Genomic DNA, 24000 nt, shown 5'->3' on the forward strand with positions numbered 1-24000 from the left:
TCCTTCCACGGTACGGGCACAGCCCTCGCTCGATCGTCAACCGAAAGGTTGAGCGGCGGTTCCGCACTTCGATACGGGTGAACCGTGCTGTGGCGCGATGCCCGGGCCCCGGCCTGGCCCGCAGGGTGGAGGCATGTTCGTCGCATGGAGAGACCTGCGGTTCGCCAAGGGGCGGTTCGCCCTCATGGGAGCCGTCGTCGTACTGATCACCCTGCTCGTGGGGCTGCTGTCCGGCCTGACCGCCGGGCTCGCGAGGGAGAACACCTCGGCCGTCACCGGGCTGCCCGCCGACCACCTGGCGTTCGCCGCGCCGCCCGACGGCCAGTCCGTCTCCTTCACCAACTCGTCGCTGGGGCAGGGCGCCTGGGAGAAGTGGTCCGGGCGTCGCGGTGTCACATCGGCGCACCCCATCGGCATCAGCACCCTCAACGCCACCTCCGGTGACCGGTCGGCCGCGGTCTCCGCGTTCGGCGTGGAGCCCGACTCCGGTATCGCCCCGCGCGGGGTCACGTCCGGAGGGGCCGTGCTGTCCGAGAAGGCGGCGGCGGAACTCGGCGCGGGCGTCGGTGACCGTGTGCGGCTCGGGGGCGGTGCGGTCGAGGAGCGGGTCGTACGGGTCGCGTCCGACGCCTCGTACAGCCACACCCCCGTGGTGTGGGTCGGCCTCGACGACTGGCAGAAGCTCTCCCGGCGGGGAGCGTCGAAGGAGCCGCAGGCGACCGTGGTGGCGCTCCGTACCGCCGACGGCGTCGATCTGGCCGCCGGGGACCGGGCCGCGGGGACTGAGACGAAGTCGCTGGACGGCGCGCTCACCGCGATCGGCTCCTACCAGGCCGAGAACGGGTCCCTGCAATTGATGCGGGGCTTCCTCTTCGTGATCTCCGCGCTCGTCATAGGCGCCTTCTTCACCGTCTGGACGATCCAGCGGAGCGGTGACATCGCCGTCCTGAAGGCGTTGGGCGCCTCGACGCCGTATCTGCTGCGGGACGCGCTCGGGCAGGCGGTGGTCATGCTCGTCGCCGGTACGGCGCTCGGGACGGGCCTGGCCGCCGCGGTGGGCGGGGTCATCAGCGGCGGCGACGTCCCGTTCGTCCTCGAACCGTCGACCGTGCTGTGGCCGGCCGCGGTCATGGTCGCCCTCGGGGTGCTCGGAGCCGGTCTTTCCGTGCGGCGGATCACCGCCGTTGATCCGTTGGTCGCGCTGGGGAGTGCTCGATGAAGTCAGCAGACGCGTTCCGGTCCACCACGTCCTCGTTGTCGGTGGAGGACGTCACCCTCACGTATCCCGACGGGGGCGGGCGGCTCACCGCGTTGGACGGGGTGAGCCTCATGGTGCCCGGCGGCACCATGACGGCCGTACTCGGCCCGTCGGGTTCCGGGAAGTCCAGCCTGCTGGCGGTGGCGGCGACGCTGGTCACGCCCGACCGGGGGCGGGTCGTGATCGACGGCGTCGACACGGGGGCCCTGAGCCGGGCGGAACAGGCCGCGCTGCGGCGACGGCGCCTCGGCCTCGTCTTCCAGCAGCCGAACCTGCTGGCCTCGCTCACGGCGGTGGAGCAGCTTGAGCTGATGGCGCACGTGGACGGCAGGCGGGCCTCCCGGCAGGTCCGTGAGCGGGCGAGGGAACTGCTGGCCGCGGTCGGGCTCGCGGGGGAGGCGGGGCGGCGCCCGCACCAGTTGTCCGGCGGGCAGCGGCAACGGGTCGGCATCGCGCGGGCGCTGATGAACTCACCCGCGGTGCTGCTGGTCGACGAGCCGACCAGCGCGTTGGACCACGAGCGGGGAGGCGCGGTACTGGACCTGCTCGCGGATCTCACGCGGGAGCGCGGCACGGCGACGGTGCTGGTCACGCACGACCGGTCGCGGCTGAGTGTGGCGGACAGGGTGGTGGAACTGTCGGACGGCAAGGTCACCGCGCCACCCTTGGGCGGCTAGCCGCCTCACCTCGGCTCCCGAGGGCCCGGTGGGCCCACCGGCCCCGTTCCGGCGGCCGGGGCTCAGGAGCCGGTGGCCGTGGCCGACAGGGCGGCCGAGAGCTCGACAGCCACCTGCTGCAACACCGGCACGATCTTGTCCGTGGCCGCCTCGGTGACCCGGCCCGCGGGCCCGGAGATCGAGATGGCCGCCGCCGTGGGGGAGTTCGGCACCGGCACGGCGAGGCACCGCACACCGATCTCCTGCTCGTTGTCGTCGACCGCGTACCCCGCGCGGCGGACCTCCTCGAGCGCGTCGAGGAACCCCTGCGGCGTGGTGATCGTCTTCTCCGTGGCCGCCGGCATCCCGGTGCGCGCGAGCAGCGCCCGGACCTCCTCGGGGGGCGTGTCGGCGAGGAGTGCCTTGCCGACGCCCGTGGAGTGCGGCAGGACCCGCCGGCCGACCTCGGTGAACATCCGCATGGAGTGCTTGGACGGCACCTGCGCCACGTACACGATCTCGTCGCCGTCGAGCAGCGCCATGTTCGCCGTCTCGCCGGTCTCCTCGACCAGGCGGGCGAGGTAGGGCCGGGCCCAGGTGCCGAGCAGCCGGGAGGCGGACTCGCCGAGGCGGATCAGGCGCGGGCCGAGGGAGTAGCGGCGGTTGGCCTGCTGGCGTACGTAACCACAGGCGACCAGCGTGCGCATGAGGCGGTGGATCGTCGGCAGCGGAAGCCCGCTGCTGGCGGAGAGCTCGCTGAGGCCGACCTCGCCCCCGGCGTCCGCCATCCGCTCCAGCAGATCGAAGGCGCGCTCCAGGGACTGGACGCCTCCACTCGCGGCGGGAGGCTTTGAGGCGGCGACTTCAGCAAGGGCGTCGTTGGCGCTTGACGTCGGCACGGCGCTTTCCTTTCGGTGCTGGCGGGCAAGTCAGCAGCCTACCGGGCGGTTCCCCGCCAGGGATCTGGCGCGTCGTGACGTCGTAGCCGGTCGGGTCGCCCGCTACGTTTTGGTGTGCGGAATTGTATTTCCACCTTGTGGAAATGTCTAGTGGCGACCTCCTCGCCGCGCGCACGCGAACCCCACCGCCGATTCCACCCTTGACGCCGGAAGACCGAGCGTGAAAACTTCTTCAACAGAACGTTGAATTCCGTTAAGCGGAAGCAAAAGGTCTGTGTAGCGGAACAGAAGAGAGAAGAGAGGGGACACGGGTGTCCGAGCGAGACGTGGACGTCGTCACGAGTGCCGCGACCGGCGAGGTGGAGCTGGTGCTGCGCTCCACACGCGTCGTCACCCCGGAGGGGACCCGGGCCGCCTCGGTCACCGTCTCCGGCGGGAAGATCGTGGCCGTCGCCGCGCACGACGCCGCCGTACCCGCCGGCGCACGTCTGGAGGACCTCGGCGACGACGTCCTGCTGCCCGGCCTCGTCGACACGCACGTCCACGTGAACGACCCCGGCCGCACGGAGTGGGAGGGCTTCTGGACCGCCACCCGCGCCGCGGCCGCCGGCGGCATCACCACGCTCGTCGACATGCCGCTCAACTCCCTGCCGCCGACGACGACGGTCGACAACCTCCGCACCAAGCAGGAGGTCGCCCGGCCCAAGGCCCACGTCGACGTCGGTTTCTGGGGCGGCGCCCTCCCCGACAACGTGCAGGACCTCAAGCCGCTGCACGACGCGGGCGTCTACGGATTCAAGTGCTTCCTCTCGCCCTCCGGCGTCGATGAGTTCCCCGAGCTCGACCAGGACCAGCTCACCGCCTCCATGGCCGAGATCGCCGGGTTCGGCGGCCTCCTCATCGTGCACGCCGAGGACCCGCACGAGCTGGACGCCGCCCCGCACCACAGCGGCCCCAGGTACGCCGACTACCTTCAGACCCGGCCCCGCGTCTCGGAGGACACCGCCATCGACGGGCTCATCGCCGTCGCCAAGCGGATCGGCGCGCGTGTGCACGTACTGCACCTGTCGTCCTCCGACGCGCTGCCGCTCATCGCCGCCGCCAGGCGCGAGGGCGTCAAGCTGACCGTCGAGACCTGCCCGCACTACCTGACCCTGACCGCCGAGGAAGTCCCCGACGGCGCCAGCGAGTTCAAGTGCTGTCCGCCCATCCGGGAGGCGGCCAACCAGGACCTGCTCTGGGCCGCGCTGGCCGACGGCACCATCGACTGTGTCGTCACCGACCACTCGCCGTCCACCGCCGACCTGAAGACTGACGACTTCGCCACCGCCTGGGGCGGCATCTCCGGCCTTCAGCTCAGCCTGCCGGCCGTCTGGACCGAGGCCAGGAAGCGCGGCCACACCCTTGACGACGTGGTGCGGTGGATGTCCACCCGTACCGCGGAACTGGTCGGACTCGACCAGAAGGGCGCCATCGAGGCCGGCCGCGACGCCGACTTCGCGGTCCTCGCGCCCGACGAGACCTTCACCGTGGATCCCGCGGAGCTCCAGCACCGGAACCGAGTCACGGCGTACGCGGGCAAGACCCTCAGCGGCGTCGTGAAGTCCACCTGGCTGCGCGGCGAACGCATCCTGCACGGCGGCGAGTTCAGCGAACCCGCGGGCCGACTTCTGGAAAGGAACAACTGACACCGTGACGGCGCAGAACATAACCCCCCTGGCCTCCTTCACCGGCGACGCCAGCCCCTACGGCGGCGGCGAGCCCTACGCCGACTACCGCACGGCCGACTTCCCCTTCACCCAGTACGCCAACCTCGCGGACCGGCAGCTCGGCGCCGGAGTGATCGCCGCCAACGACGAGTTCTTCGCGATGCGCGAGAACCTGCTGCTCCCGCACGCCGCCGTGTTCGACCCCGAGCACTTCGGCCACAAGGGCAAGGTCATGGACGGGTGGGAGACCCGCCGCCGGCGCGGTGTGTCGGCGGAGCACCCGTGGCCGACCCAGGACGACCACGACTGGGCGCTCGTACGGCTCGGCGCGCCGGGTGTCGTACGCGGCATCGTCATCGACACGGCCCACTTCCGCGGCAACTACCCGCAGGCCGTGTCCGTGGAGGGCACCAGCGTCGAGGGCTCGCCGACGCCGGAGGAGCTGTGCGGCGACGACGTGAAGTGGACGACCCTCGTCCCCCGCACGCCGGTCGGCGGTCACGCCGCCAACGGCTTCGCCGTCGACGTCGAGCAGCGCTTCACGCACCTGCGCGTCAACCAGCACCCGGACGGCGGCATCGCCCGCCTCCGCGTCTACGGCGAGGTCGTCGCCGACCCCAAGTGGCTCGCCGCGCTCGGCACGTTCGACGTCGTCGCCCTGGAGAACGGCGGCCAGGTCGAGGACGCATCCGACCGCTTCTACTCGCCGGCCACCAACACCATCCAGCCGGGCCGTTCCCGCAAGATGGACGACGGCTGGGAGACCCGCCGCCGCCGCGACACCGGCAACGACTGGATCCGCTACCAGCTGGTGCAGCAGTCCGAGATCCGCGCCGTGGAGATCGACACCGCCTACCTCAAGGGCAACTCGGCCGGCTGGGCCGCCCTCTCGGTGCGTGACGGCGAGTCGGGGGAGTGGGTCGAGGCCCTGCCCCGCACCCGCCTCCAGCCCGACACCAACCACCGGTTCGTCCTCGACGCGCCGGTCGTCGGTACGCACGTCCGCGTCGACATCTTCCCCGACGGCGGCATCTCCCGCCTGCGCCTGTTCGGCTCGCTGACCGAGGCCGGCGCGGCCAGGCTGGCCGCCCGCCACCAGGAGCTGGGCGGCTGATCCGCACCCCCCCTGAACGCGGGGCGCACCGGGTGAACCGCCCCGGTGCGCCCCGCACTCATGTCCCGATGTCCACCGTCCTGATGTCCACCGTCCTGATGTGCCCCGCACCCGTGCTCCGGGCGGGGCGCGTCAGGCGGCGTGACCGCCGTCCACCGACAGCTCGGTGCCGGTGACGTACGCGGCGTCGTCCCCGGCGAGATAGCCGACCAGGGACGCCACCTCGTCGGCGGAGCCGAAGCGGCCGAGGGCCGTCATGCCGCTCTGCCCCTCCGCGAAGGGGCCGTCCGCCGGGTTCATGTCGGTGTCGATGGGGCCCGGCTGGACCAGGTTCGCCGTGATCCCGCGCCCGCCGAGCTCCCGTGCCAGCGCCTTGTTCAGGCCGATCAGCGCGGCCTTGCTCGTCGCGTAGAGCGTGCCGCCGGGGCCCGGGACGCGCTGGGCCATGCAACTTCCGATGGTGATGATCCGGCCGCCGTCGCGGAGCCGGGCGGCGGCCGTCTGCGAGGCCAGGAAGACCCCTCGTACATTGACGGCCAGCACGCGGTCGAGGTCCGCGAGCGTCAGGTCGCCGATGGGGCCGAGCACACCGATCCCCGCGTTGTTGACCAGGATGTCCAGGCCGCCCAGGTCGTCGGCCGCGCGGTCCACCGCGCCCGCCGCGTCGCCGGCGTCCGCCGCGTCCGCCCTGATGGCGACGGCGCGCCGCCCCATGGCCTGGATCTTGGTGACCACCTCGCGGGCCGCGGCCTCGCCCTGTACGTAGGTGATCGCCACGTCCGCGCCCTCCTGAGCCAGGCGCAGCGCGATCGCCGCGCCCATGCCGCGGCTGCCGCCGGTCACCAGGGCGGTCCTGCCGTTGAGAGAAGACATGTCCGTACCTCTTTCATTCACGCGTGGTTTCCGCCGCTCTTGGGCGAGAAGTGCTTGCGGGTTCAATGAAAGTGGTTCGGGGTCAGCGGGGCTGGCGGGAAATGGACACGGAGTCCTTGCGGGCCACGACGATGGCCGCGGGCGCGGCGGCGAAGGCGAGGATGCCGGACAGGACGGCGAGGACCGGGTAGCCGGCGAAGGCGACGACGATGCCGGAGACCAGGCCGCCCACGGCGCCCGCGACGGCGATGGCGACGTCGACCAGTCCCTGGACCTTGGCGCGGGTGGCGAGGACCGTGCTGTTGGTGACGATCGCGGTGCCGGTGATCAGGCCGAGGCTCCAGCCGACGCCGAGCAGGACGAGGGCGAGGGTGATCAGGGCGAACGAGTCGCCGGGCGCGAGGGCGGCGGCCACTCCCGCGGCGAGCAGCGTGCCGGCGGTCACCACGCTCATCGTGGTGGCACCGAACCGGTCGACGAGGCGGCCGGCCAGCGGCGACGGCAGATACATGGAGCCCGTGTGCAGGGCGATGACCAGTCCGGACGCGGCGGTGCCGAAGCCGTGGGCGTGCATGTGGATGGGGGTCATGGTCATCACGGCGACCATGACGAGCTGACTGAGGACCAGGACCATGACGCCGACGAGCAGTCCGGGCCCGGACCGGGAGGGCGAGTCCGCGGGCGCGCCCTCGGCCGGGGCCGCGGGACGGGCGCGGGCGAGCAGCAGCGGGTCGGGCCGCAGCCATACGAGGAGGGTGAGCGCGGCCAGCGTGAAGGCGACCGTGGAGAGGAGGAACAGGCCGGTCAACTCGGGCAGGCGGAGGGCGGTCGCGAGGTGTCCGGCGGGGGTGACGAGCAGCGGTCCCGCGATGCCGCCGGCGGTGGTGGCGACGATGACGGTGGAGGTGGCGCGGGCGCGCTGATGGGGTGCGGCGAGGTCGGCTCCCGCGTACCGGGCCTGGAGGTTGGACGTGGTGCCGGCGCCGTACAGGAACAGGGAGACGAAGAGCAGCGCGGGGCTGTCGAGGGCGGCCGCGACGACGACACCCGCACCGCCGAGGGCGCCGGTCAGGTACCCGGCGGCCAGCCCCGGTCGGCGGCCGAGGCGCTGGGAGACGCGTCCGATGACGACGGCGGCGACGGCGGAGCCCGCGGTGAGCAGGGCGATGGGCAGTCCGGACAGCGAGGTGTCGTGGAGCATCTGCCCGGCAAGGAGACCGGCGACGGTGACACCGGCGGCGAGGCCGACACCGCTGAGGACCTGGGAGACGAGCAGCACGGTCAGCGTGCGCTTCTGCACCGCGGATATGACGGGGGCGGGAGCGGCGGCGGGCGGGGTGCGGGCGGGGACGGGGACGGGGGGCAGGTTGTCCATGGGGTCGGTACTTTCAGGGTGCCGGGGGTGCCGGGGGTGCCGGAAGGCCGGGGTGGTGGCTGCCGGGCGGGGCGGTCGGTGGCCGTCGGCGGCCGGCGGCGGCCTTGGTGGGAGGAGACTCGTCCGTCCCGCGTCAGCGCGGGCTGTCGGGCATGCCGTAGGCGTCGGCGATCAGCTCGATGGAGCGCAGCCGGGCCGAGATGGAGTGGCCGACGCCGCCGATCATGAGTTCGTCGGCGCCGGATTCCCGCTGGACCTGGTTGAGGTGGGCGGTGACCTGCTCGGGGGTGCCGTGCGGGACGTGGGTCAGCCAGCTGTCGACGGCCTGGCGTTCCTGGGCGTCGTAGGTGTAGGCGTCCACTTCTTCGGGGGACGGCAGCAGGTAGGACTTGCGCTGGAACATGCGGAGCATGGCGTGCGCGAGGGTGCCGGCCTGGCGGCGGGCCTCGCGCTCGTCGTCGGATGCCGCGACGGTGAAGCTGACCAGCGTGTACGGCTCGGCCAGGGCCTCGGACGGCGTGAACTGCTCGCGGTACAGGCGCAGGGCGGCCACGACATCGCGCGGGTTGAAGTGCGCGGCGAAGGCGAACGGCAGGCCGAGCCGGGCGGCGAGCTGTGCCGAGTAGCCGGACGAGCCGAGGAGCCACACCGGCAGGCGGCCGACGGGCGGGGTGAGGCCGTTGAGCCGGTCCTGGGCGGGCCCGGGTACGGCGTAGACGCGGTCGGCGTAGGGGTGTTCGGCGGGGAAGTCGTCGCCGAGGAAGTGCAGGAGTTCGGTGACCTGCCGGGGGAAGTCCTCGGCGTCGCTCGCGCCGCGGCGCAGAGCGGCCGCGGTGGTGTGGTCGGTGCCCGGGGCGCGGCCGAGGCCCAGGTCGATGCGGCCGGGGGCGAGGGCGTTGAGCATGCCGAACTGTTCGGCGACGACCAGGGGCGGATGGTTGGGCAGCATGATCCCGCCGGCGCCGAGGCGCAGTCTGCTGGTCTCCGCGGTGAGGCGGGCCAGCAGGACGGGTGGGCTGGAGGTGGAGACGCCGGGCATGGCGTGGTGCTCGTTCATCCAGTAGCGGGTGAAGCCGCGCCGGTCGGCGAGCCGGGCGAGTTCGATGCTGCCGGCCAGCGCCTCCGCGGCACTCTGGCCGGTGCCGGTCATGGCGGAGTCCAGTACGGACAGGGCGGCGGGGGCGGAGCCATGGCGGGTGCCGCGGATGGGGTCGGTCATGGTGGTGCGGTCCTTCGGTGGCGCGAGGGGTGAGGGCGGGGTGAGGGGAGGGCGGGCGCGAGGGTGGGGCGGGGCCGGGCACCGGCCGACAGCCGCGGTGGTCTCTGTCGGCCGGTGCCCGGCAGTGTCCGGCGTACGGGTCCCGGCGTACGGGTCCCGGACACGGGTCCGGCGTACGGTCCCGGCGTACGTGGGGTCAGCCGCGGGTGCCGAAGTCCACGCGGTCGGCGAGACCGGCGGCGGCGAAGGCGGCGACGAGCTCGTCGCGGCCCTCGGTGAAGTGGGCCCAGCTATCGAAGTGGACGGGGACCACACGGCCGGCGCCGAGGATCTTCGCTGCCTCGGCGGCCTGGGCGCTGTCCAGGACGATCACCTCGTTGTCGAAGACTTCGGTGAAGCGGGGCGCTCCGGCGAAGAGGAGGGCCGTGTCGACCGGGGCGAAGCGTTCGGCGATCTCCCTGACCGCGTCGAGAGAGGCGTTGTCGCCGCTGACGTAGACGGTGGGCAGGCCCTCGCAGGTCAGGACGAACCCGACGACCTGGCCGGTGATCGCCTCGACCTCCTCGCGCGGGCCGGGGCCGTGGATGGCGGGCACGCCGGTCACGGTGACCGTGCCGGGCCCGCCGTCCCGGCGCTCGAGCTCGACCGACTGCCAGTCGGCGAGGCCGGTGGCCGCCTCCCCGAGGCGCTCTCCACCACCAGGGGTGGTGAGCGTCAGCGGCACGTCGGCGAGCAGGGCCCGGCCGGAGGTGTCGAGGTTGTCGGCGTGCTCGTCGTGCGAAAGCAGGACCACGTCGACGCGGCCGAGGTCGGCCGGGCCGCCGTCAGACGCCGCCGTCTTGGTCAGCACGACGGCCGGTGCCTGGTGGTCGCCGGGGCCGTCGAAGGTCGGGTCGGTGAGAAAGCGCAGGCCGCCGTAGTCGAAGAGGGCGGTCGGGCCGCCGAAGACCCGGACGGGGAAGGGGGCGGTCTGCGGGGTGGGGGATGACACGAAAGAAGTTCCTCACGGATAGAGTGCGTGTTAACCGTGATCCGACTGTAGGCAGGTCTCATGGATGAATGCAACCCGTACCATGAGAAGTGTGGACGAGACCGTGATGGAGGAGGCCGTGATGGACGAGACCGTGGACGAGACGGTGGTGGACGAGACGGTGGTGGACGAGACCGTGGTGGACGGGATCGTGGTGGAAGACGCAGCCCTCCCGCCGGCCCCGGGCGAGGCGGAGCACCCCGCCCTGGCCCTGGCCAACAGCGCCGTCGCGCTGCCCGGCGGCCACATGGCCGACCTCCTCGGCGCCCCGGCGCAGGCCGAGCAGTGGCTGGCGCTGCGCGACCTCGCCCCGGCCGGCGCCGGCCTGGCGGAGGTCTGCGCGACACAGCTCCGCTCGCTGCGCGAACAGGTCAGGTCGCTGCTGGCCTCCCGTGTCGCCGGGCAGCCGGCCCTGCCCGCCGCCGTCACGGCGGTCAACGACGCGATGACCCGCGTCCCCACCGCGTCCCTGCTGCTGTGGGACGAGAAGACCGGCCCCTACCGCGCCGCGCCGCACCCCACCACCGCGATCGTCGAGCACGCCCTGGCGGTCATCGCGGCCGACGTCGCCGACCTGCTCACGTCCCCCGACGCCGACCGCCTGACCGCCTGTGCCTCGCCTCCCTGCAACCGCTTCCTGCTCAAGCACGGCCGCCGCCAGTGGTGCTCCACTCGCTGCGGCGACCGCGCCCGCGCCGCCCGCGCCTACGCCCGCCGCGCCGCGGCGGAGTGACGATCGCGATCGCGATCGCAGGTGCGGGTGACTGGTGAAGATGGGTGAACTACCGGGAAAATTCGCCGACTTGGCGTTGACACGCCAACCTCTACGCGCGTCACACTGGTCCCATGCGAATCCCCCCACGAATTCTCGGCGCATCCGCCCTCGCCGCCGCCCTGCTCATCGGCGGTCCCGTCACGGCCACCGCGAGCGCGGCGCCCGCCGCCCCGGTCGCGTACGCCGCACCGGCCTCGTACACGTCCCCGGTCGCGTACTCCGTCGCCGCGGTCGGCGACATCTGTCTCTCCGCGCTGCCCCCGCAGGCACACGACACCCTTGACCTGATCGAGGCGGGTGGCCCCTACCCCTTCCCGCAGGACGGCACCGTCTTCCAGAACCGCGAGGGCGAGCTGCCGCAGCAGAGCTCCGGTTACTACCACGAGTACACGGTCATCACGCCGGGCTCCGACGACCGCGGGGCCCGCCGCATCGTCACCGGTGACAAGAGCCAGGAGGACTACTACACCGCCGACCACTACGCCTCGTTCGACCTGATCGACCACGGCTGCTGAGAACCGGCCTTCGAGCCGCGGCGGCCGGGGCCCCGTCAGCGTGGGCCGCGGCTCTCCGCGACGGCGAACAGCGCGCAGGCGAGGACGATCAGCGTGACGCTCGCGTAGATCTCGTGACCGTCGAGGAGGCCGAGGCGCGCCACCACGCCCCAGCCGTCGAGGCGGCCGGTCAGTTCGTGCGCCAGGCCGGCCGCGCCTTGGAGCAGCAGGACGACGCCCAGGAATTCCAGAACCCGCTTCATGCCGTGATCTTCGCCCCGCCGCTCGTCCGCGCACATCGGCCGCGGGGCGAAGGTCCACGTCGCGGCCGGTCCGAAAGTCGCGGGCCGGGGTGACTTCGGTAGCCGGTCATGGGCGAAGGGCGCCGCGCCCGTGCTTCGGTGCGTAGATTTGTCGACCATGAGCGGTACCGAACCCCCGCGAGGACATGAGCCCGTGGCCGAACCCCTGCCCCTGGCCAGGAGCCCGTGGGCGCTGCCCTCCGCGCTCGCCCGGGAGTTCGATCCCGGCCGTGCGGGACGCGAGGGGCGCCGGACCGTGCGCGACTGGCTCGTCGACTTCGCCTGTTTCCTCGTCGCCGTCGTCATCGGCATGGTGGGCGCCGACGCGGTCGGGGACAACCCCCATGTCTCGCCGGGCGTCGCCGAGCTCGACCAGGTGGTCGGGGCGCTCGCCTGCGCCGCCGTCTGGCTGCGCAGACGCTGGCCCGTCGGCCTCGCCATCGCGATGGTGCCGGTCGCGGTGGTCTCCGACACGGCGGGCGGCGCGGCGGCCATCGCCCTCTTCACCCTCGCCGTGCACCGGCCCTTCCGGTACGTGGCCTGGATCGGCACCGCCTCGCTCGCGGTGGTCCCCTTGACGTTCTGGCTGCGCCCCGACGCGGAGCTGTCCTACCTGGTCTCCATCGCCTTCGGCGTCATGCTGACGGCGACCGTGATCGGCTGGGGCATGTTCGTGCGTTCCCGCCGCGAACTGCTGCTCAGCCTGCGCGACCGCGCCGTCCGTGCCGAGAACGAGGCGGCCCTCCGCGCGGAACAGGCCCAACGCCTCGCCAGGGAGGCCATCGCCCGCGAGATGCACGACGTGCTCGCCCACCGCCTGACACTGCTCAGCGTCCACGCGGGCGCCCTGGAGTTCCGCCCCGACGCGCCCCGCGAGGAGATCGTCCGCGCGGCCGGCGTCATCCGGGAGAGCTCCCACGAGGCACTTCAGGACCTGCGGCAGGTGATCGGCGTCCTGCGCGGCGGTGACACGGACGCGTCCGGCCGGCCCCAGCCCACGCTCGCCGCGCTGGGCGCACTGGTCGCCGAGTGCCGCGAGGCGGGCATGAAGATCGCCCTGGACCGCCGTGTCACCGACCCGGAGGCCGTGCCCGCAGCCCTCGGGCGCACCGCGTACCGCATCGCGCAGGAGGCCCTGACCAACGCCCGCAAGCACGCCCCCGGCGCCGAGGTGACCGTCACCGTCTCCGGGCTGGCCGGCGAGGGCCTGACCATGACCGTGACCAACCCCGCGCCGCCCGGTGACGTCCCGAAGGTGCCCGGCTCGGGACAGGGCCTGATCGGGCTCACCGAACGGGCCTCGCTCGCGGGCGGCAGGCTCGTCCACGGGCCTGGGCCCGACGGCGGGTTCCGCCTGGAGGCCTGGCTACCGTGGGCGCCATGAAACCGATCAGGCTGCTGCTCGTCGACGACGATCCGCTGGTGCGCGCCGGGCTCTCCTTCATGCTCGGCGGGGCGGACGACATCGAGATCGTCGGCGAGGCGGGGGACGGTACGGAGGTCGCGTCGCGCGTCGGTGAGCTCCGCCCCGACGTCGTCCTGATGGACATCCGCATGCCCGTGATGGACGGCCTCGCCGCCACGGAGGCCCTGCGCAAACGCCCCGACGCGCCCGAGGTCATCGTCCTCACCACCTTCCACGCCGACGAACAGGTCCTGCGGGCGCTGCGGGCGGGCGCGGCGGGATTCGTCCTGAAGGACACCGCCCCCGCGGAGATCGTCGCGGCCGTCCGTGCCGTCGCCGCGGGCGAGCCTGTGCTCTCGCCGACGGTGACGCAGCAGCTCATCAGCCGGGTGACGGGCGCCGATCCGCGGCTCGACCGCAGGCGGCGCGCGCTGGCCCGGCTCGACGCCCTCGGCGAGCGGGAGCGGGAGGTCGCCGAGGCGGTGGGCCGCGGCGGCTCGAACGCGGACATCGCGGCGCAGCTCTTCCTGAGCGTGGCCACGGTGAAGGCGCACGTCTCCCGCATCCTGACGAAGCTGGACCTCAACAACCGCGTGCAGATCGCGCTGTTGGCGCATGACGCGGGGTTGCTGGACCAGGACCTCTGAGGGCCCGGCGGGCTCCGGCGTCCGCCGGACGGGCCCCAACGCCCGGTGGTAATAGTCGTGCATGACTGAGAACCAGCCCGAGCCGCCGCAGCCCGACCCCATTGATTTCGCCATGGCCCGGAAGGTGCTGGAATCCCAGCCGTTCAGCCGGCTCGTCCGGGCGCGCATCACCCGCTTCGGGGAGGGCGCGGCCACCCTGGAGATCGGTGTCCGTGAGGAGCTCCAGCAGCAGAACGGCTTCCTGCACGGCGGCGTCCTCGCCTACGCGGCCGACAACTCCATCACCTTCGCCGCGGGCACCACGCTCGGGCCCGCCGTGCTGACCTCCGGGTTCTCCATCCAGTACGTCCGCCCGGCGACCGGCACGAAGCTCGTGGCCCGCGCCGTCGTCGCCCATACGGGGCGGCGCCAGGCCACGGTGCGTTGCGAGCTGTTCTCCGTCGGCGAGGCGGGCGGCGAGGAGACGGAGACGCTCTGCGCCATCGCGCAGGGGACCGTGCTCTCCGCCTCCTGAGCCGGTCGGGGGAGGGGAGCGCCGGAGCGCTCAGCCGGCGGGGATCTCTTCCATCCGCACCGGCCGCCGCTCGCGCCGCGACAGTTCGCACGCCTCCGCGATCCGCAGCGCATGCAGTGCCTCGCGGCCGTCGCAGGGGTTCGGCCGCGCGCCTCGTACGAGATCGACGAACGCGCCGAGCTCCGCCTCGTACGCGGGGGCGAACCGTTCGAGGAAGCCGGGCCAGGGCTTGACCGGCGCGGCAGGGCCCGTCGGTTCCGCCGAGGTCAGGGGCGTGCGGTCGTCCAGGCCGACCGCCAACTGGCCGTCCTCGCCCGCCAGTTCCATGCGTACGTCGTAACCGGCGCCGTTGCAGCGGGTCGCCGTGGCCGTGGCGAGCGTGCCGTCGTCGAGGGTGAGCAGCGCCGCGGCGGTGTCGACGTCACCCGCCTCGCGGAACATCGCGGGGCCCGCGTCCGAGCCGCTCGCGTACACCTCCGTGACCTCGCGGCCCGTCACCCACCGCAGGATGTCGAAGTCGTGCACGAGGCAGTCGCGGTAGAGGCCGCCGGAGAGCGGCAGGTACGCGGGCGGGGGCGGCGCCGGGTCCGAGGTGATCGCCCGTACGGTGTGCAGGCGGCCGAGCCTGCCCGCCCGCACCGCCTCGCGCGCCGCCGCGTACCCCGCGTCGAAGCGCCGCTGGAAGCCGAGCTGGAGCAGCGTGCCCGCGGCCTCGACCTCGCCGAGCGCGGCCAGCGTGCCCGGCAGGTCCAGGGCGATGGGCTTCTCGCAGAACACCGGGAGGCCGGCCCGGGCGGCGGCGCCGATGAGACCGGCGTGCGCGGCGGTCGCCGCGGTGATCACCACGGCGTCCACCCCGATGGTGAAGACGTCGTCCACCGAGGGCGCGGGCACGGCCCCGGTCTGTGCCGCGAGGCCGGCCGCCCGCACCGGGTCGGCGTCGGCGACGACCAGAGACGTCACGTCGGGGTGACGGCTCAGGGCCGCCGCGTGGAAGGTGCCGATACGGCCTGTTCCGATCAGTCCGATGCGCATGCACCCACCCTCACCGCGCCCCGCCCACCCTGTCAATCATTTGTCCGGACAACAGAACCTCTTAACTTCCCGTCATCTTCTCTTCGGGCTACGCTCGCCCCGTGTCCAAACCACTCGCCAAAGCAGCGCAGGACAGGCAGGACGGGCAGGGCGGCCAGGACCGGCAGGCCAAGGACCCCGCCGTGGTCCTCGGCCTCGGCGTCGACCGCAGCAGCCCGGTGCCGCTCTACTTCCAGCTCGCCCAGCAACTGGAGGCGGCGATCGAGCGGGGCGCCCTGACCCCCGGCAGTCTCCTGGGCAACGAGATCGAGCTCGCCGGACGCCTCGGGCTGTCCCGGCCCACCGTCCGCCAGGCCATCCAGTCCCTCGTCGACAAGGGGCTGCTCGTGCGGCGCAGAGGCGTCGGTACGCAGGTGGTGCACAGCCAGGTCAAGCGGCCCCTGGAGCTCAGCAGCCTCTACGACGACCTGGAGGCCGCGGGCCAGCGCCCCGAGACCCGGGTCCTGCACAACACCGTCGGGCCCGCGTCCGCCGAGGTCGCCGCCGCGCTCGGCGTCGCCGAGGGGGAGGACGTGCACCACCTCGAAAGGCTGCGCCTGGCCCACGGGGAGCCCATGGCCTTCCTGACCAACCACATCCCCGCCGGGCTGCTCGACCTCGAAAGCACCCGCCTGGAGGCCACCGGGCTCTACCGCCTGATGCGCGCCGCCGGGCTCACCCTGCACAGCGCCCGCCAGTCCGTCGGCGCCCGCGCCGCCGGCGCCGATGAGGCCGAACGGCTCGCCGAACCCGCGGGGGCCCCGCTGCTCACGATGCGGCGCACGACCTTCGACGACACGGGGCGCGCGGTCGAGTTCGGGGCGCACGTCTACCGGGCCTCGCGGTACTCCTTCGAGTTCCAGCTCCTCGTACGACCGTAGGAGCGGGGGGTACGGCCGCAGGTCCCAAGTCGCTCACGTTCGTCAGAATGTTCTGACAAATCCATTGACGCTGCCGCGGGCGCGCCGCTAGAACTCCCCCAGCCGCATTCGGGCGGCCGGGAGAAGAGGTGGTCCCATGCGTACAGCCCGTACGGCCGCGGCCCTCGTCGCGGTGATCGCGCTCGCGGGGTGCAGCGGCTCCGGCGGCAAGGACGACGAGGACGGCTCGGGGGACGGCGGGGGCGGCGGCAAGGGCGTGAGCACGCCCCGCCTCAAGATCGCGATGATCACGCACTCCGGTGAGGGCGACACCTTCTGGGACATCGTCCGCAGCGGCGCCAAGCAGGCTGCACGCAAGGACAACGTCGACTTCCTCTACGCGAACGACAAGGAGGCCAAGGGGCAGGCCGAGCTCGTCCAGTCCTTCGTGGACAAGAAGGTCGACGGGATCGTCGTGACCCTGGCCAAGCCCGAGGCGATGAAGTCCGTGCTCGGCAAGGCGAAGGCCGCGGGGATACCGGTGATCACCATCAACTCCGGGGCCGAGTTCTCCGCGGAGTTCGGCGCGCTGAGCCACATCGGCCAGGACGAGTCCGTGGCGGGCGAGGCCGTCGGCGACGAGCTCGACACGCGCGGGAAGAAGAAGGTGATCTGCGTCATCCACGAGCAGGGCAACGTCTCGCTGGAACAGCGCTGCGCCGGCGTCAAGAAGACGTTCGACGGCTCGGTCGAGAACCTGAACGTCGAGGGCACCAACGCGCCCGGCGCCCAGTCCTCCATCAGCGCGAAGCTCCAGGCCGGCAAGGACATCGACGCCGTCGTCACGCTCGGCGCGCCGATCGCCGCCGTCTCGGTGAAGGCCAAGGAGGACGCGGGGAGCGAGGCGGAGGTCGACACGTTCGACCTGAACGCCGAGGTCGTCAAGCGCCTCAAGGCCAAGGAGGTCGGCTTCGCCGTCGACCAGCAGCCCTACCTCCAGGGCTACCTCGCCGTCGACGGACTCTGGCTCCACCGGAGCAACGCCAACGTCCTGGGAGGCGGCGAACCCGTCCTCACGGGACCCGCCGTCGTCACCGAGAAGGACGTGCCGAAGCTGGAGAAGTACACGGCCCGCGGTACCCGATGAACACACGCGTGATCCGCGTGGTCGATACTTGGGCGGCCGGGGCCGAGGAACAGGACCGGCCGCACCGAGGAGCAGAACAAGAAGGGCACGGCGTCGTGGCAAGGGTTCAGACAGGGGTACGCGCGGTGGGCGCCGTGCTGGTGGCGGCGCTCGGAGTGTCCCTCGTGGGATGCAGCAGCACGGGCGGCAAGCGCGCGGAGGACGCCCGCAAGGCGTCCACGGCCCGAGGGAAGGCGGCGGTGTCCACGCCCCGCTGGACCTTCGGCATGGTGACGCACTCGGGTGACGGCGACACGTTCTGGGACATCGTCCAGGAGGGCGCCGAGGAGGCGGCCCGCAAGGACAACATCAACTTCTTGTACGCCCACGACGACGAGGCCCAGCAGCAGGCCCAGCTCGTGGACTCGTACATCGACAAGAAGGTCGACGCGATCATCGTCACGCTGGCCAAGCCGGACGCGATGAAGGGCGCCCTGGCCCGCGCGAAGAAGGCCGGCATCCCGGTGGTCACCGTGAACTCCGGCTCCGCCGAGTCCAAGGAGTTCGGGGCCCTCACCCACATCGGCCAGGACGAGACGATCGCGGGCGAGGCCGTCGGCAAGGAGCTGAACGAGCGCGGCAAGAAGAAGGCGCTGTGCATCCTCCACGAGCAGGGCAACGTCGGCCATGAGCAGCGCTGCGACGGCGCCAAGAAGACCTTCGACGGCAAGATGCAGAACCTGTACGTGACCGGCACCAACATGCCCGACGTGCAGTCCTCCATCGAGGCCCGCCTCCAGACCGACAAGTCGATCGACGCGGTCGTCACGCTCGGCGCGCCCTTCGCCGACGCCGCGGTCAAGGCCGCAGACGGCGCGGGGACCGAGACGGAGGTCGACACGTTCGACCTGAACGAGAAGGTCGCCGCCGGTCTCAAGAACGGCGACCTCGGCTTCGCCGTCGACCAGCAGCCCTTCCTCCAGGGCTACCAGGCCGTGGACCTGCTCTGGCTCTACAAGTACAACGCCGACGTGCTCGGCGGCGGCAAGCCGGTCCTGACCGGCCCGCAGATCGTCACCAAGGACCAGGCCGGCGAGCTCGAGGACTACGCGAAGCGAGGGACCCGATGACCGCGACAGCCCCGGCGCCGGCCCCGGACACCAAGGGCGACGAGCGCCTCCTGAAGACCTCTCCGCTGAAGCGGCTGATGGGCCGCCCCGAGCTCGGCTCGGTCGTCGGCGCCATCGCCGTCTTCATCTTCTTCTCGATCATCGCGGACAGCTTCCTCCAGGCCACCAGCCTCGCCACGGTCCTGTACGCGGCCTCCACGCTCGGCATCATGGCGGTGCCGGTGGCGCTGCTCATGATCGGCGGCGAGTTCGACCTGTCGGCCGGTGTCCTGGTGACGACCTCGGCGCTCGTCTCGTCGATGTTCAGCTACCAGATGACGGCGAACGTCTGGGTGGGCGTCGCCGTCTCGCTGCTCGTCACCCTCGCCATCGGCGTCTTCAACGGCGTGATGCTGACCCGCACGGACCCGCCGAGCTTCATCATCACGCTCGGCACGTTCCTGATGCTGACCGGCATGAACCTCGGCTTCACCAAGCTGATCAGCGGCACGGTCTCCACCAAGTCGATCGCCGACATGGAGGGCTTCGAATCCGCCAAGTCGGTCTTCGCCTCCACCATCACCGTCGGCGGCGTCGACTACAAGATCACCATCGTGTGGTGGCTCGCCCTGATCGCCGTCGCCACCTGGATCCTGCTGCGCACCCGCGTCGGCAACTGGATCTTCGCGGTCGGCGGCGGCGAGGACGCGGCCCGCGCGGTCGGCGTCCCGGTCGCGGCGACCAAGATCGGCCTGTACATGGGCGTCGCCTTCGGCGCCTGGATCTCCGGCCAGCACCTGCTCCTGTCGTACGACACCGTCCAGTCCGGCGAGGGCGTCGGCAACGAGCTGATCTACATCGTCGCGGCGGTCATCGGCGGGTGCCTGATCACCGGCGGCTACGGCTCCGCGGTCGGCGCGGCCGTGGGCGCGCTGATCTTCGGCATGGTCAGCAAGGGCATCGTGTTCGCCGAGTGGAACTCCGACTGGTTCAAGTTCTTCCTGGGCGTGATGCTGCTCCTGGCCACCCTGCTCAACCACTGGGTCCGCAAGCGGGCGGAGGCGACGAAATGACCGACGTGAGCGAAGTGAATGACCCGGCCGCCGAGCCGGAACGTACGCCACTCGTCGAGCTGGACGACGTCAGCAAGTACTACGGCAACATCCGCGCCCTCGAAGGCGTCTCCCTCGAAGTCCACGCGGGGGAGATCTCCTGCGTGCTCGGCGACAACGGCGCGGGCAAGTCCACCCTCATCAAGATCATCGCAGGGCTGCACCAGCACGACGCGGGCGCGCTGCGGATCGACGGCGAGGAGACACGGCTCGGCTCGCCGCGCGAGGCGCTCGACCTGGGCATCGCCACGGTCTACCAGGACCTCGCGGTGGTCCCGCTGATGCCGGTCTGGCGGAACTTCTTCCTCGGCTCCGAGCCGACGAAGGGGGCCGGTCCCTTCAAGCGCATGGACGTGGACCTCATGCGCGAGACGACCCGCGCGGAGCTGCTCCGCATGGGCATCGACCTGCGGGACGTGGACCAGCCGATCGGCACGCTCTCGGGCGGCGAGCGCCAGTGCGTGGCGATCGCCCGCGCCGTCTACTTCGGCGCGAAGGTCCTCGTCCTCGACGAGCCGACCGCGGCGCTCGGCGTGAAGCAGTCGGGCGTGGTCCTGAAGTACGTGGCCGCGGCGCGGGACGCGGGCCTGGGTGTGGTCCTGATCACGCACAACCCGCACCACGCGTACCTGGTCGGCAACCGTTTCGTCCTCCTCAAGCGGGGCGCGATGTCCGGCAGCTACGCGCGCGACGAGGTGACCCTCGACGAGCTGACCCGCCAGATGGCGGGCGGCTCGGAGCTGGACGACCTCCGTCACGAGCTGGAAAAGCGCTGAGGAGCGCCCCGTCAGGGGCGCGGGGAACTGCGCGAGCAACCACGACAAAGCCGCAGTCGCGTCTGCTCGGTCACCCAGCAGATGCGACTGCGGCTCTTCCGTGGCTGAGCGCGCAGTTCCCCGCGCCCCTTCGGGGCGCACCCCCGGAGCTACGGGGCACCCGGGGTGCCCGTTGTGCGCGCCCCCGCGAGCGTGAGGCAGAATCGCCGCAATGAGCACCTACCGCGACCTAGCGCACCGCGGCTCCGCACGAGCCACCGTCCTGCGGACCGTAGGCACGCGTGAACGCCGCTCCCATCTGACGGCGCCGCGCGTCAACACCGTCGGCATCGACATCGGCGGCACCAAGGTGATGGCGGGCGTCGTCGACCCCGACGGCAACATCCTGGAGACGCTCCGCACGGAGACCCCGGACAAGTCCAAGAGCCCACGCGTCGTCGAGGACACCATCATCGAGCTGGTCCTCGACCTCTCCGACCGCCACGACGTGCACGCGGTCGGCATCGGAGCGGCTGGCTGGGTGGACGCGGACCGCAACCGCGTCCTGTTCGCCCCCCACCTGTCCTGGCGCAACGAACCGCTCCGCGACCGCATCTCCGGCCGCCTCGCGGTCCCCGTGATGGTGGACAACGACGCGAACACCGCAGCCTGGGCGGAGTGGCGCTTCGGCGCGGGCCGCGACGAGGACCACCTGGTCATGATCACCCTCGGCACCGGCATCGGCGGCGCGATCCTGGAGGGCGGCCAGGTCAAGCGCGGCAAGTTCGGCGTGGCGGGCGAGTTCGGGCACATGCAGGTCGTCCCCGGCGGCCACCGCTGCCCCTGCGGCAACCGAGGCTGCTGGGAGCAGTACAGCTCGGGCAACGCGCTGGTCCGCGAGGCCCGCGAGCTCGCCGCCGCCGACTCCCCGGTGGCGTACGAGATCATCGAGCGCGTCAAGGGCAACGTCCCCGACATCACGGGACCGCTCATCACCGAGCTGGCCCGTGAGGGCGACGCGATGTGCGTCGAACTGCTCCAGGACATCGGCCAGTGGCTCGGCGTCGGCATCGCCAACCTCGCCGCGGCCCTCGACCCGTCCTGCTTCGTGATCGGCGGCGGCGTCTCGGCCGCCGACGACCTGCTGATCGGCCCCGCCCGCGACGCCTTCCGGCGCCACCTCACCGGCCGCGGCTACCGCCCCGAGGCCCGTATCGCCCGCGCCCAGCTCGGCCCCGAGGCCGGCATGGTCGGCGCCGCCGACCTGTCCCGTCTGGTCGCCCGCCGCTTCCGCCGCGCCAACCGCCGCCGCGTCGAGCGCTACGAACGGTACGAGCGTTACGCCGAGGCCCGCCGCTCCGACGACCGCACCTCCCAGGGAACCCCGTAGATGACCGTGCCCAGACAGCCCTCGTCACCGGAGACGCCCGGCGCCCCCGAGCCGTCGGACCGCGGCAAGGGCAAGCCCGAGGACCGCCGCCACATGATCCGCCGCCGCTGGCTGACGGCCACGATCATCGTGCTCCTGATCGGCATCCCCGCCGGGTACCTGGTGATCTCCGCGAACCAGAGCCGCAACAGCGGCCGCGACAAGGAGGACAAGTACTCCGCCACGGGTCTCACCGAGGGCTGGCCGTCCAAGGTGCAGCGCCGCCTCTACGACGTACCGATCCCGGCGTACTCGAAGGAGGTGGCGTACTACGAGACGAACAACTGGCGCACCAGCCGTCTCTACGTCCAGTTCCTCACCAGCAACAAGGGCCTGGACAAGTTCCTGAAGCGGATCGGCGCGACGGGCGGCGACCTGGAGCCGAACGACATCACCATCAGTAGGCGTGACCGCAAGGTCGTCGGCTGGGAGTTCACGGGCAAGGGCCCCTGGTCCGGCCTGACGCACCGACAGAAGAACCCGAAGCCCACCCAGGACGTGGTGGTGGACCGCGCGAACCCCAAGCACCCGATGGTCTACGTGGTGTCCTCGACGACGCCCTGAGGCCTTGAGGCCCTGAGACCTCGACGCCCTGACGCCCTCACGCCGGCTGCCAGATCCTCGCGAGGGCCGTCGGGGTGAGTACCTGGTCGGGGGTGCCCTGCCCGACCAGCCGTCCGTCGCTGAGGAGCAGGCAGGCGTCCGCCGAGCGGGCGGCCTCCAGATCGTGCGTGGCCTGGACGACGGTCGTGCCGTCGGTGACCAGGTCCGTCAGCAGCGCGGCGATCCGCCCGCGGGCTTCGGGGTCGAGCCCGGTGGTGGGCTCGTCCAGCAGCAGCAGATCGGACTGCTGGGCCAAGCCCTGGGCGATCAGGACCCGCTGGCGCTGCCCACCCGACAACTCCCCGAGCTGACGGGCCGCCAGGTCGGCGACGGCCAGCCGCTCCATGACGGAATCGACCACTGCCCGGTCGTCCCGTGTCAGCCGCCGCCACAGCCCGCGCTCGCCCCAGCGCCCCATCTCCACGGTCTGCCGCACCGTGAGCGGCAGCGCGTCGCCGACGGCGCCGCGCTGCGGAACGAACGCCGGCGGACGCCCCTCGGAGTAGCACAGACGTCCCGATGTGGCATTGATCACGCCGGCGAGAACGCCGAGCAAGGTGGACTTCCCGCTCCCGTTCGGCCCGACGAGCGCCGTCATGGCCAACGCGGGTATGTCCGCGCTGAGTTGGTGGAGCACGGGCCTGCCCGGGTAGCCCGCGCCCAGCTCAGTGAAACGGATGCGCTGACTCCGCAGCTCGGAGTCGACGGGATCAGGGCGGCGTGTATTGAACATGATTGTCATTGTAGTGTCTTCGTATGGAGTGGTTGACGGCACCTTTCGAGGTGGCCTTTGTGCAACGGGCCCTATGGGCCGGGATTCTGGTGTCGGCGATATGCGCCCTTGCGGGTACATGGGTGGTGCTCAGGGGGATGGCCTTTCTCGGCGACGCCATGTCCCACGGTCTGTTGCCGGGCGTCGCGGTCGCCGCCCTGCTCGGGGGCAACCTGCTGGTGGGGGCGGTGGTGAGCGCGGCTGTCATGACGGCCGGCGTCACGGCCCTCGGTCGCACGCCGAGGCTGTCCCAGGACACCGGTATCGGGCTGCTGTTCGTCGGCATGCTGTCGGTCGGCGTCATCATCGTGTCGCGCTCGCAGTCGTTCGCGGTGGACCTCACCGGGTTCCTCTTCGGTGACGTCCTCGCGGTACGCGAGAGTGACCTGGCGCTGCTCGGGGTGGCGCTGCTGCTGGCCCTGATCGTCTCGGCACTCTGTCACCGGGCCTTCCTGGCCCTGGCGTTCGACGCGCGCAAGGCCCGAACGCTGGGCCTGCGACCCCGACTGGCGCACGCCGTACTGCTCGGACTGCTGGCCCTGGCCATCGTCGCCTCCTTCCACATCGTGGGAACGCTGCTCGTCCTCGGCCTGCTCATCGCCCCACCGGCGGCGGCCCTGCCCTGGGCACGCGGCGTGCGCGGCGTCATGTTCCTCGCGGCGGTCCTCGGCGCGACCGCCACCTTCTGCGGACTGCTGCTCTCGTGGCATCTGAGCACCGCGGCCGGCGCGACCGTCTCGGCCGTCGCGGTCAGCCTCTTCTTCCTGTCCCACCTGGCGTCCGGCATCCGGCACCGACACCGTGCGCGCCGCGCGGGTCTCCCCGCCCGCGTCGCCACGCCCACCGTGCACGCCCCCACGTCCCGACCGAACGAAACCTGAGGCGATCTC

25 protein-coding genes are annotated in these 24000 nt (G+C 72.0%); 17 read left to right on the top strand and 8 right to left on the bottom strand.

The window, feature by feature from the left end; all coding sequences use genetic code 11:
• Positions 1 to 133 precede the first annotated feature (133 nt).
• Positions 134 to 1219 carry an ABC transporter permease gene (locus ACRAKF_RS31235; protein WP_447041005.1) on the top strand — a complete coding sequence of 362 codons (1086 nt, stop codon included), beginning with the start codon at positions 134 to 136 and terminating at the stop codon, positions 1217 to 1219.
• Positions 1216 to 1935: an ABC transporter ATP-binding protein gene (locus tag ACRAKF_RS31240; protein ID WP_447041007.1), complete on the top strand. Its 720-nt coding sequence runs from the start codon at positions 1216 to 1218 to the stop codon at positions 1933 to 1935. Before ACRAKF_RS31235 ends, ACRAKF_RS31240 begins: the two co-directional genes overlap by 4 nt.
• A 62-nt stretch (positions 1936 to 1997) precedes the next feature.
• Here the strand turns inward: ACRAKF_RS31240 and ACRAKF_RS31245 are convergent, their stop codons facing one another.
• Positions 1998 to 2813, bottom strand: coding sequence for an IclR family transcriptional regulator (locus ACRAKF_RS31245; RefSeq protein WP_447041009.1), 816 nt, complete (start codon positions 2811 to 2813; stop codon positions 1998 to 2000).
• 311 nt (positions 2814 to 3124) lie between these two features.
• Between ACRAKF_RS31245 and allB the strand changes: the two genes are divergently transcribed.
• Both allB and alc read left to right on the top strand, forming a co-directional pair.
• A complete protein-coding gene (allB, locus tag ACRAKF_RS31250) occupies positions 3125 to 4501 on the top strand; it encodes an allantoinase AllB (protein WP_447041010.1) in 1377 nt (458 codons plus the stop codon).
• A 4-nt stretch (positions 4502 to 4505) separates the two neighbouring features.
• Positions 4506 to 5636: an allantoicase gene (gene alc / locus ACRAKF_RS31255; protein WP_447041012.1), complete on the top strand. Its 1131-nt coding sequence runs from the start codon at positions 4506 to 4508 to the stop codon at positions 5634 to 5636.
• Between the two features lie 132 nt (positions 5637 to 5768).
• Here alc and ACRAKF_RS31260 read toward each other — a convergent pair whose 3' ends face one another.
• The 4 genes from ACRAKF_RS31260 to ACRAKF_RS31275 all read right to left on the bottom strand — a co-directional run bounded on the left by ACRAKF_RS31260 (position 5769) and on the right by ACRAKF_RS31275 (position 10094).
• Entirely contained in the window at positions 5769 to 6509 is a 741-nt protein-coding gene (locus ACRAKF_RS31260) for an SDR family oxidoreductase (RefSeq protein ID WP_447041013.1), read from the bottom strand.
• A gap of 82 nt (positions 6510 to 6591) precedes the next feature.
• Positions 6592 to 7884 (bottom strand): MFS transporter, encoded by a 1293-nt coding sequence (locus tag ACRAKF_RS31265; RefSeq protein WP_447041015.1) that lies wholly within the window; start codon positions 7882 to 7884, stop codon positions 6592 to 6594.
• A 133-nt stretch (positions 7885 to 8017) separates the two neighbouring features.
• The gene (locus tag ACRAKF_RS31270; RefSeq protein ID WP_447041017.1) at positions 8018 to 9103 is read right to left on the bottom strand and encodes an LLM class flavin-dependent oxidoreductase; all 1086 of its coding nucleotides are present in this window, start codon (positions 9101 to 9103) and stop codon (positions 8018 to 8020) included.
• Between the two features lie 196 nt (positions 9104 to 9299).
• Positions 9300 to 10094, bottom strand: coding sequence for an MBL fold metallo-hydrolase (locus ACRAKF_RS31275; protein WP_447041018.1), 795 nt, complete (start codon positions 10092 to 10094; stop codon positions 9300 to 9302).
• Positions 10095 to 10185: 91 nt separating this feature from the next.
• Here ACRAKF_RS31275 and ACRAKF_RS31280 point away from each other — a divergent pair, with 91 nt between their 5' ends.
• Entirely contained in the window at positions 10186 to 10866 is a 681-nt protein-coding gene (locus ACRAKF_RS31280) for a CGNR zinc finger domain-containing protein (RefSeq protein ID WP_447041019.1), read from the top strand.
• Between the two features lie 113 nt (positions 10867 to 10979).
• Positions 10980 to 11423, top strand: a complete 444-nt coding sequence (locus ACRAKF_RS31285) for a ribonuclease (protein ID WP_447041021.1) — start codon at positions 10980 to 10982, stop codon at positions 11421 to 11423.
• Positions 11424 to 11458: 35 nt separating this feature from the next.
• Here ACRAKF_RS31285 and ACRAKF_RS31290 read toward each other — a convergent pair whose 3' ends face one another.
• The gene (locus ACRAKF_RS31290) at positions 11459 to 11665 is read right to left on the bottom strand and encodes a hypothetical protein (protein WP_447041023.1); all 207 of its coding nucleotides are present in this window, start codon (positions 11663 to 11665) and stop codon (positions 11459 to 11461) included.
• Positions 11666 to 11822: 157 nt separating this feature from the next.
• Here ACRAKF_RS31290 and ACRAKF_RS31295 point away from each other — a divergent pair, with 157 nt between their 5' ends.
• From ACRAKF_RS31295 to ACRAKF_RS31305, 3 genes are all read left to right on the top strand, one after another.
• A complete protein-coding gene (locus ACRAKF_RS31295) occupies positions 11823 to 13088 on the top strand; it encodes a sensor histidine kinase (RefSeq protein WP_447041025.1) in 1266 nt (421 codons plus the stop codon).
• A complete protein-coding gene (locus ACRAKF_RS31300) occupies positions 13085 to 13756 on the top strand; it encodes a response regulator transcription factor (RefSeq protein WP_447041026.1) in 672 nt (223 codons plus the stop codon). Before ACRAKF_RS31295 ends, ACRAKF_RS31300 begins: the two co-directional genes overlap by 4 nt.
• 61 nt (positions 13757 to 13817) lie before the next feature.
• Complete coding sequence (locus ACRAKF_RS31305; RefSeq protein WP_447041027.1) at positions 13818 to 14270, top strand: PaaI family thioesterase; 453 nt, start codon at positions 13818 to 13820, stop codon at positions 14268 to 14270.
• Between the two features lie 30 nt (positions 14271 to 14300).
• Here ACRAKF_RS31305 and ACRAKF_RS31310 read toward each other — a convergent pair whose 3' ends face one another.
• Positions 14301 to 15305, bottom strand: coding sequence for a Gfo/Idh/MocA family protein (locus tag ACRAKF_RS31310; RefSeq protein WP_447041029.1), 1005 nt, complete (start codon positions 15303 to 15305; stop codon positions 14301 to 14303).
• Positions 15306 to 15487: 182 nt separating this feature from the next.
• On the opposite strand from ACRAKF_RS31310, the gene ACRAKF_RS31315 reads away from it, so the two are divergent.
• The 7 genes from ACRAKF_RS31315 to ACRAKF_RS31345 all read left to right on the top strand — a co-directional run bounded on the left by ACRAKF_RS31315 (position 15488) and on the right by ACRAKF_RS31345 (position 22299).
• Positions 15488 to 16225 (top strand): GntR family transcriptional regulator, encoded by a 738-nt coding sequence (locus ACRAKF_RS31315; protein ID WP_447042261.1) that lies wholly within the window; start codon positions 15488 to 15490, stop codon positions 16223 to 16225.
• A gap of 136 nt (positions 16226 to 16361) precedes the next feature.
• Positions 16362 to 17351, top strand: coding sequence for a sugar ABC transporter substrate-binding protein (locus ACRAKF_RS31320; RefSeq protein ID WP_447041030.1), 990 nt, complete (start codon positions 16362 to 16364; stop codon positions 17349 to 17351).
• A 95-nt stretch (positions 17352 to 17446) separates the two neighbouring features.
• Positions 17447 to 18460 carry a sugar ABC transporter substrate-binding protein gene (locus ACRAKF_RS31325; protein WP_447041031.1) on the top strand — a complete coding sequence of 338 codons (1014 nt, stop codon included), beginning with the start codon at positions 17447 to 17449 and terminating at the stop codon, positions 18458 to 18460.
• The gene (locus tag ACRAKF_RS31330) at positions 18457 to 19512 is read left to right on the top strand and encodes an ABC transporter permease (protein ID WP_447041033.1); all 1056 of its coding nucleotides are present in this window, start codon (positions 18457 to 18459) and stop codon (positions 19510 to 19512) included. The genes ACRAKF_RS31325 and ACRAKF_RS31330 overlap by 4 nt, the downstream gene beginning before the upstream one ends.
• Complete coding sequence (locus ACRAKF_RS31335) at positions 19509 to 20327, top strand: ATP-binding cassette domain-containing protein (protein WP_447041034.1); 819 nt, start codon at positions 19509 to 19511, stop codon at positions 20325 to 20327. Before ACRAKF_RS31330 ends, ACRAKF_RS31335 begins: the two co-directional genes overlap by 4 nt.
• A gap of 211 nt (positions 20328 to 20538) precedes the next feature.
• Positions 20539 to 21696, top strand: coding sequence for an ROK family glucokinase (locus ACRAKF_RS31340; RefSeq protein WP_447041036.1), 1158 nt, complete (start codon positions 20539 to 20541; stop codon positions 21694 to 21696).
• Positions 21697 to 22299 carry a sugar kinase gene (locus ACRAKF_RS31345; RefSeq protein WP_447041038.1) on the top strand — a complete coding sequence of 201 codons (603 nt, stop codon included), beginning with the start codon at positions 21697 to 21699 and terminating at the stop codon, positions 22297 to 22299. It abuts the gene before it with no gap.
• A 37-nt stretch (positions 22300 to 22336) separates the two neighbouring features.
• Here ACRAKF_RS31345 and aztA read toward each other — a convergent pair whose 3' ends face one another.
• Positions 22337 to 23080, bottom strand: coding sequence for a zinc ABC transporter ATP-binding protein AztA (gene aztA, locus ACRAKF_RS31350; protein WP_447041039.1), 744 nt, complete (start codon positions 23078 to 23080; stop codon positions 22337 to 22339).
• Positions 23081 to 23094: 14 nt separating this feature from the next.
• On the opposite strand from aztA, the gene aztB reads away from it, so the two are divergent.
• Positions 23095 to 23991: a zinc ABC transporter permease AztB gene (gene aztB / locus ACRAKF_RS31355; RefSeq protein WP_447041041.1), complete on the top strand. Its 897-nt coding sequence runs from the start codon at positions 23095 to 23097 to the stop codon at positions 23989 to 23991.
• The last annotated feature ends 9 nt before the right edge of the window (positions 23992 to 24000 follow it).

This window comes from Streptomyces sp. DSM 118878, from assembly GCF_052936595.1.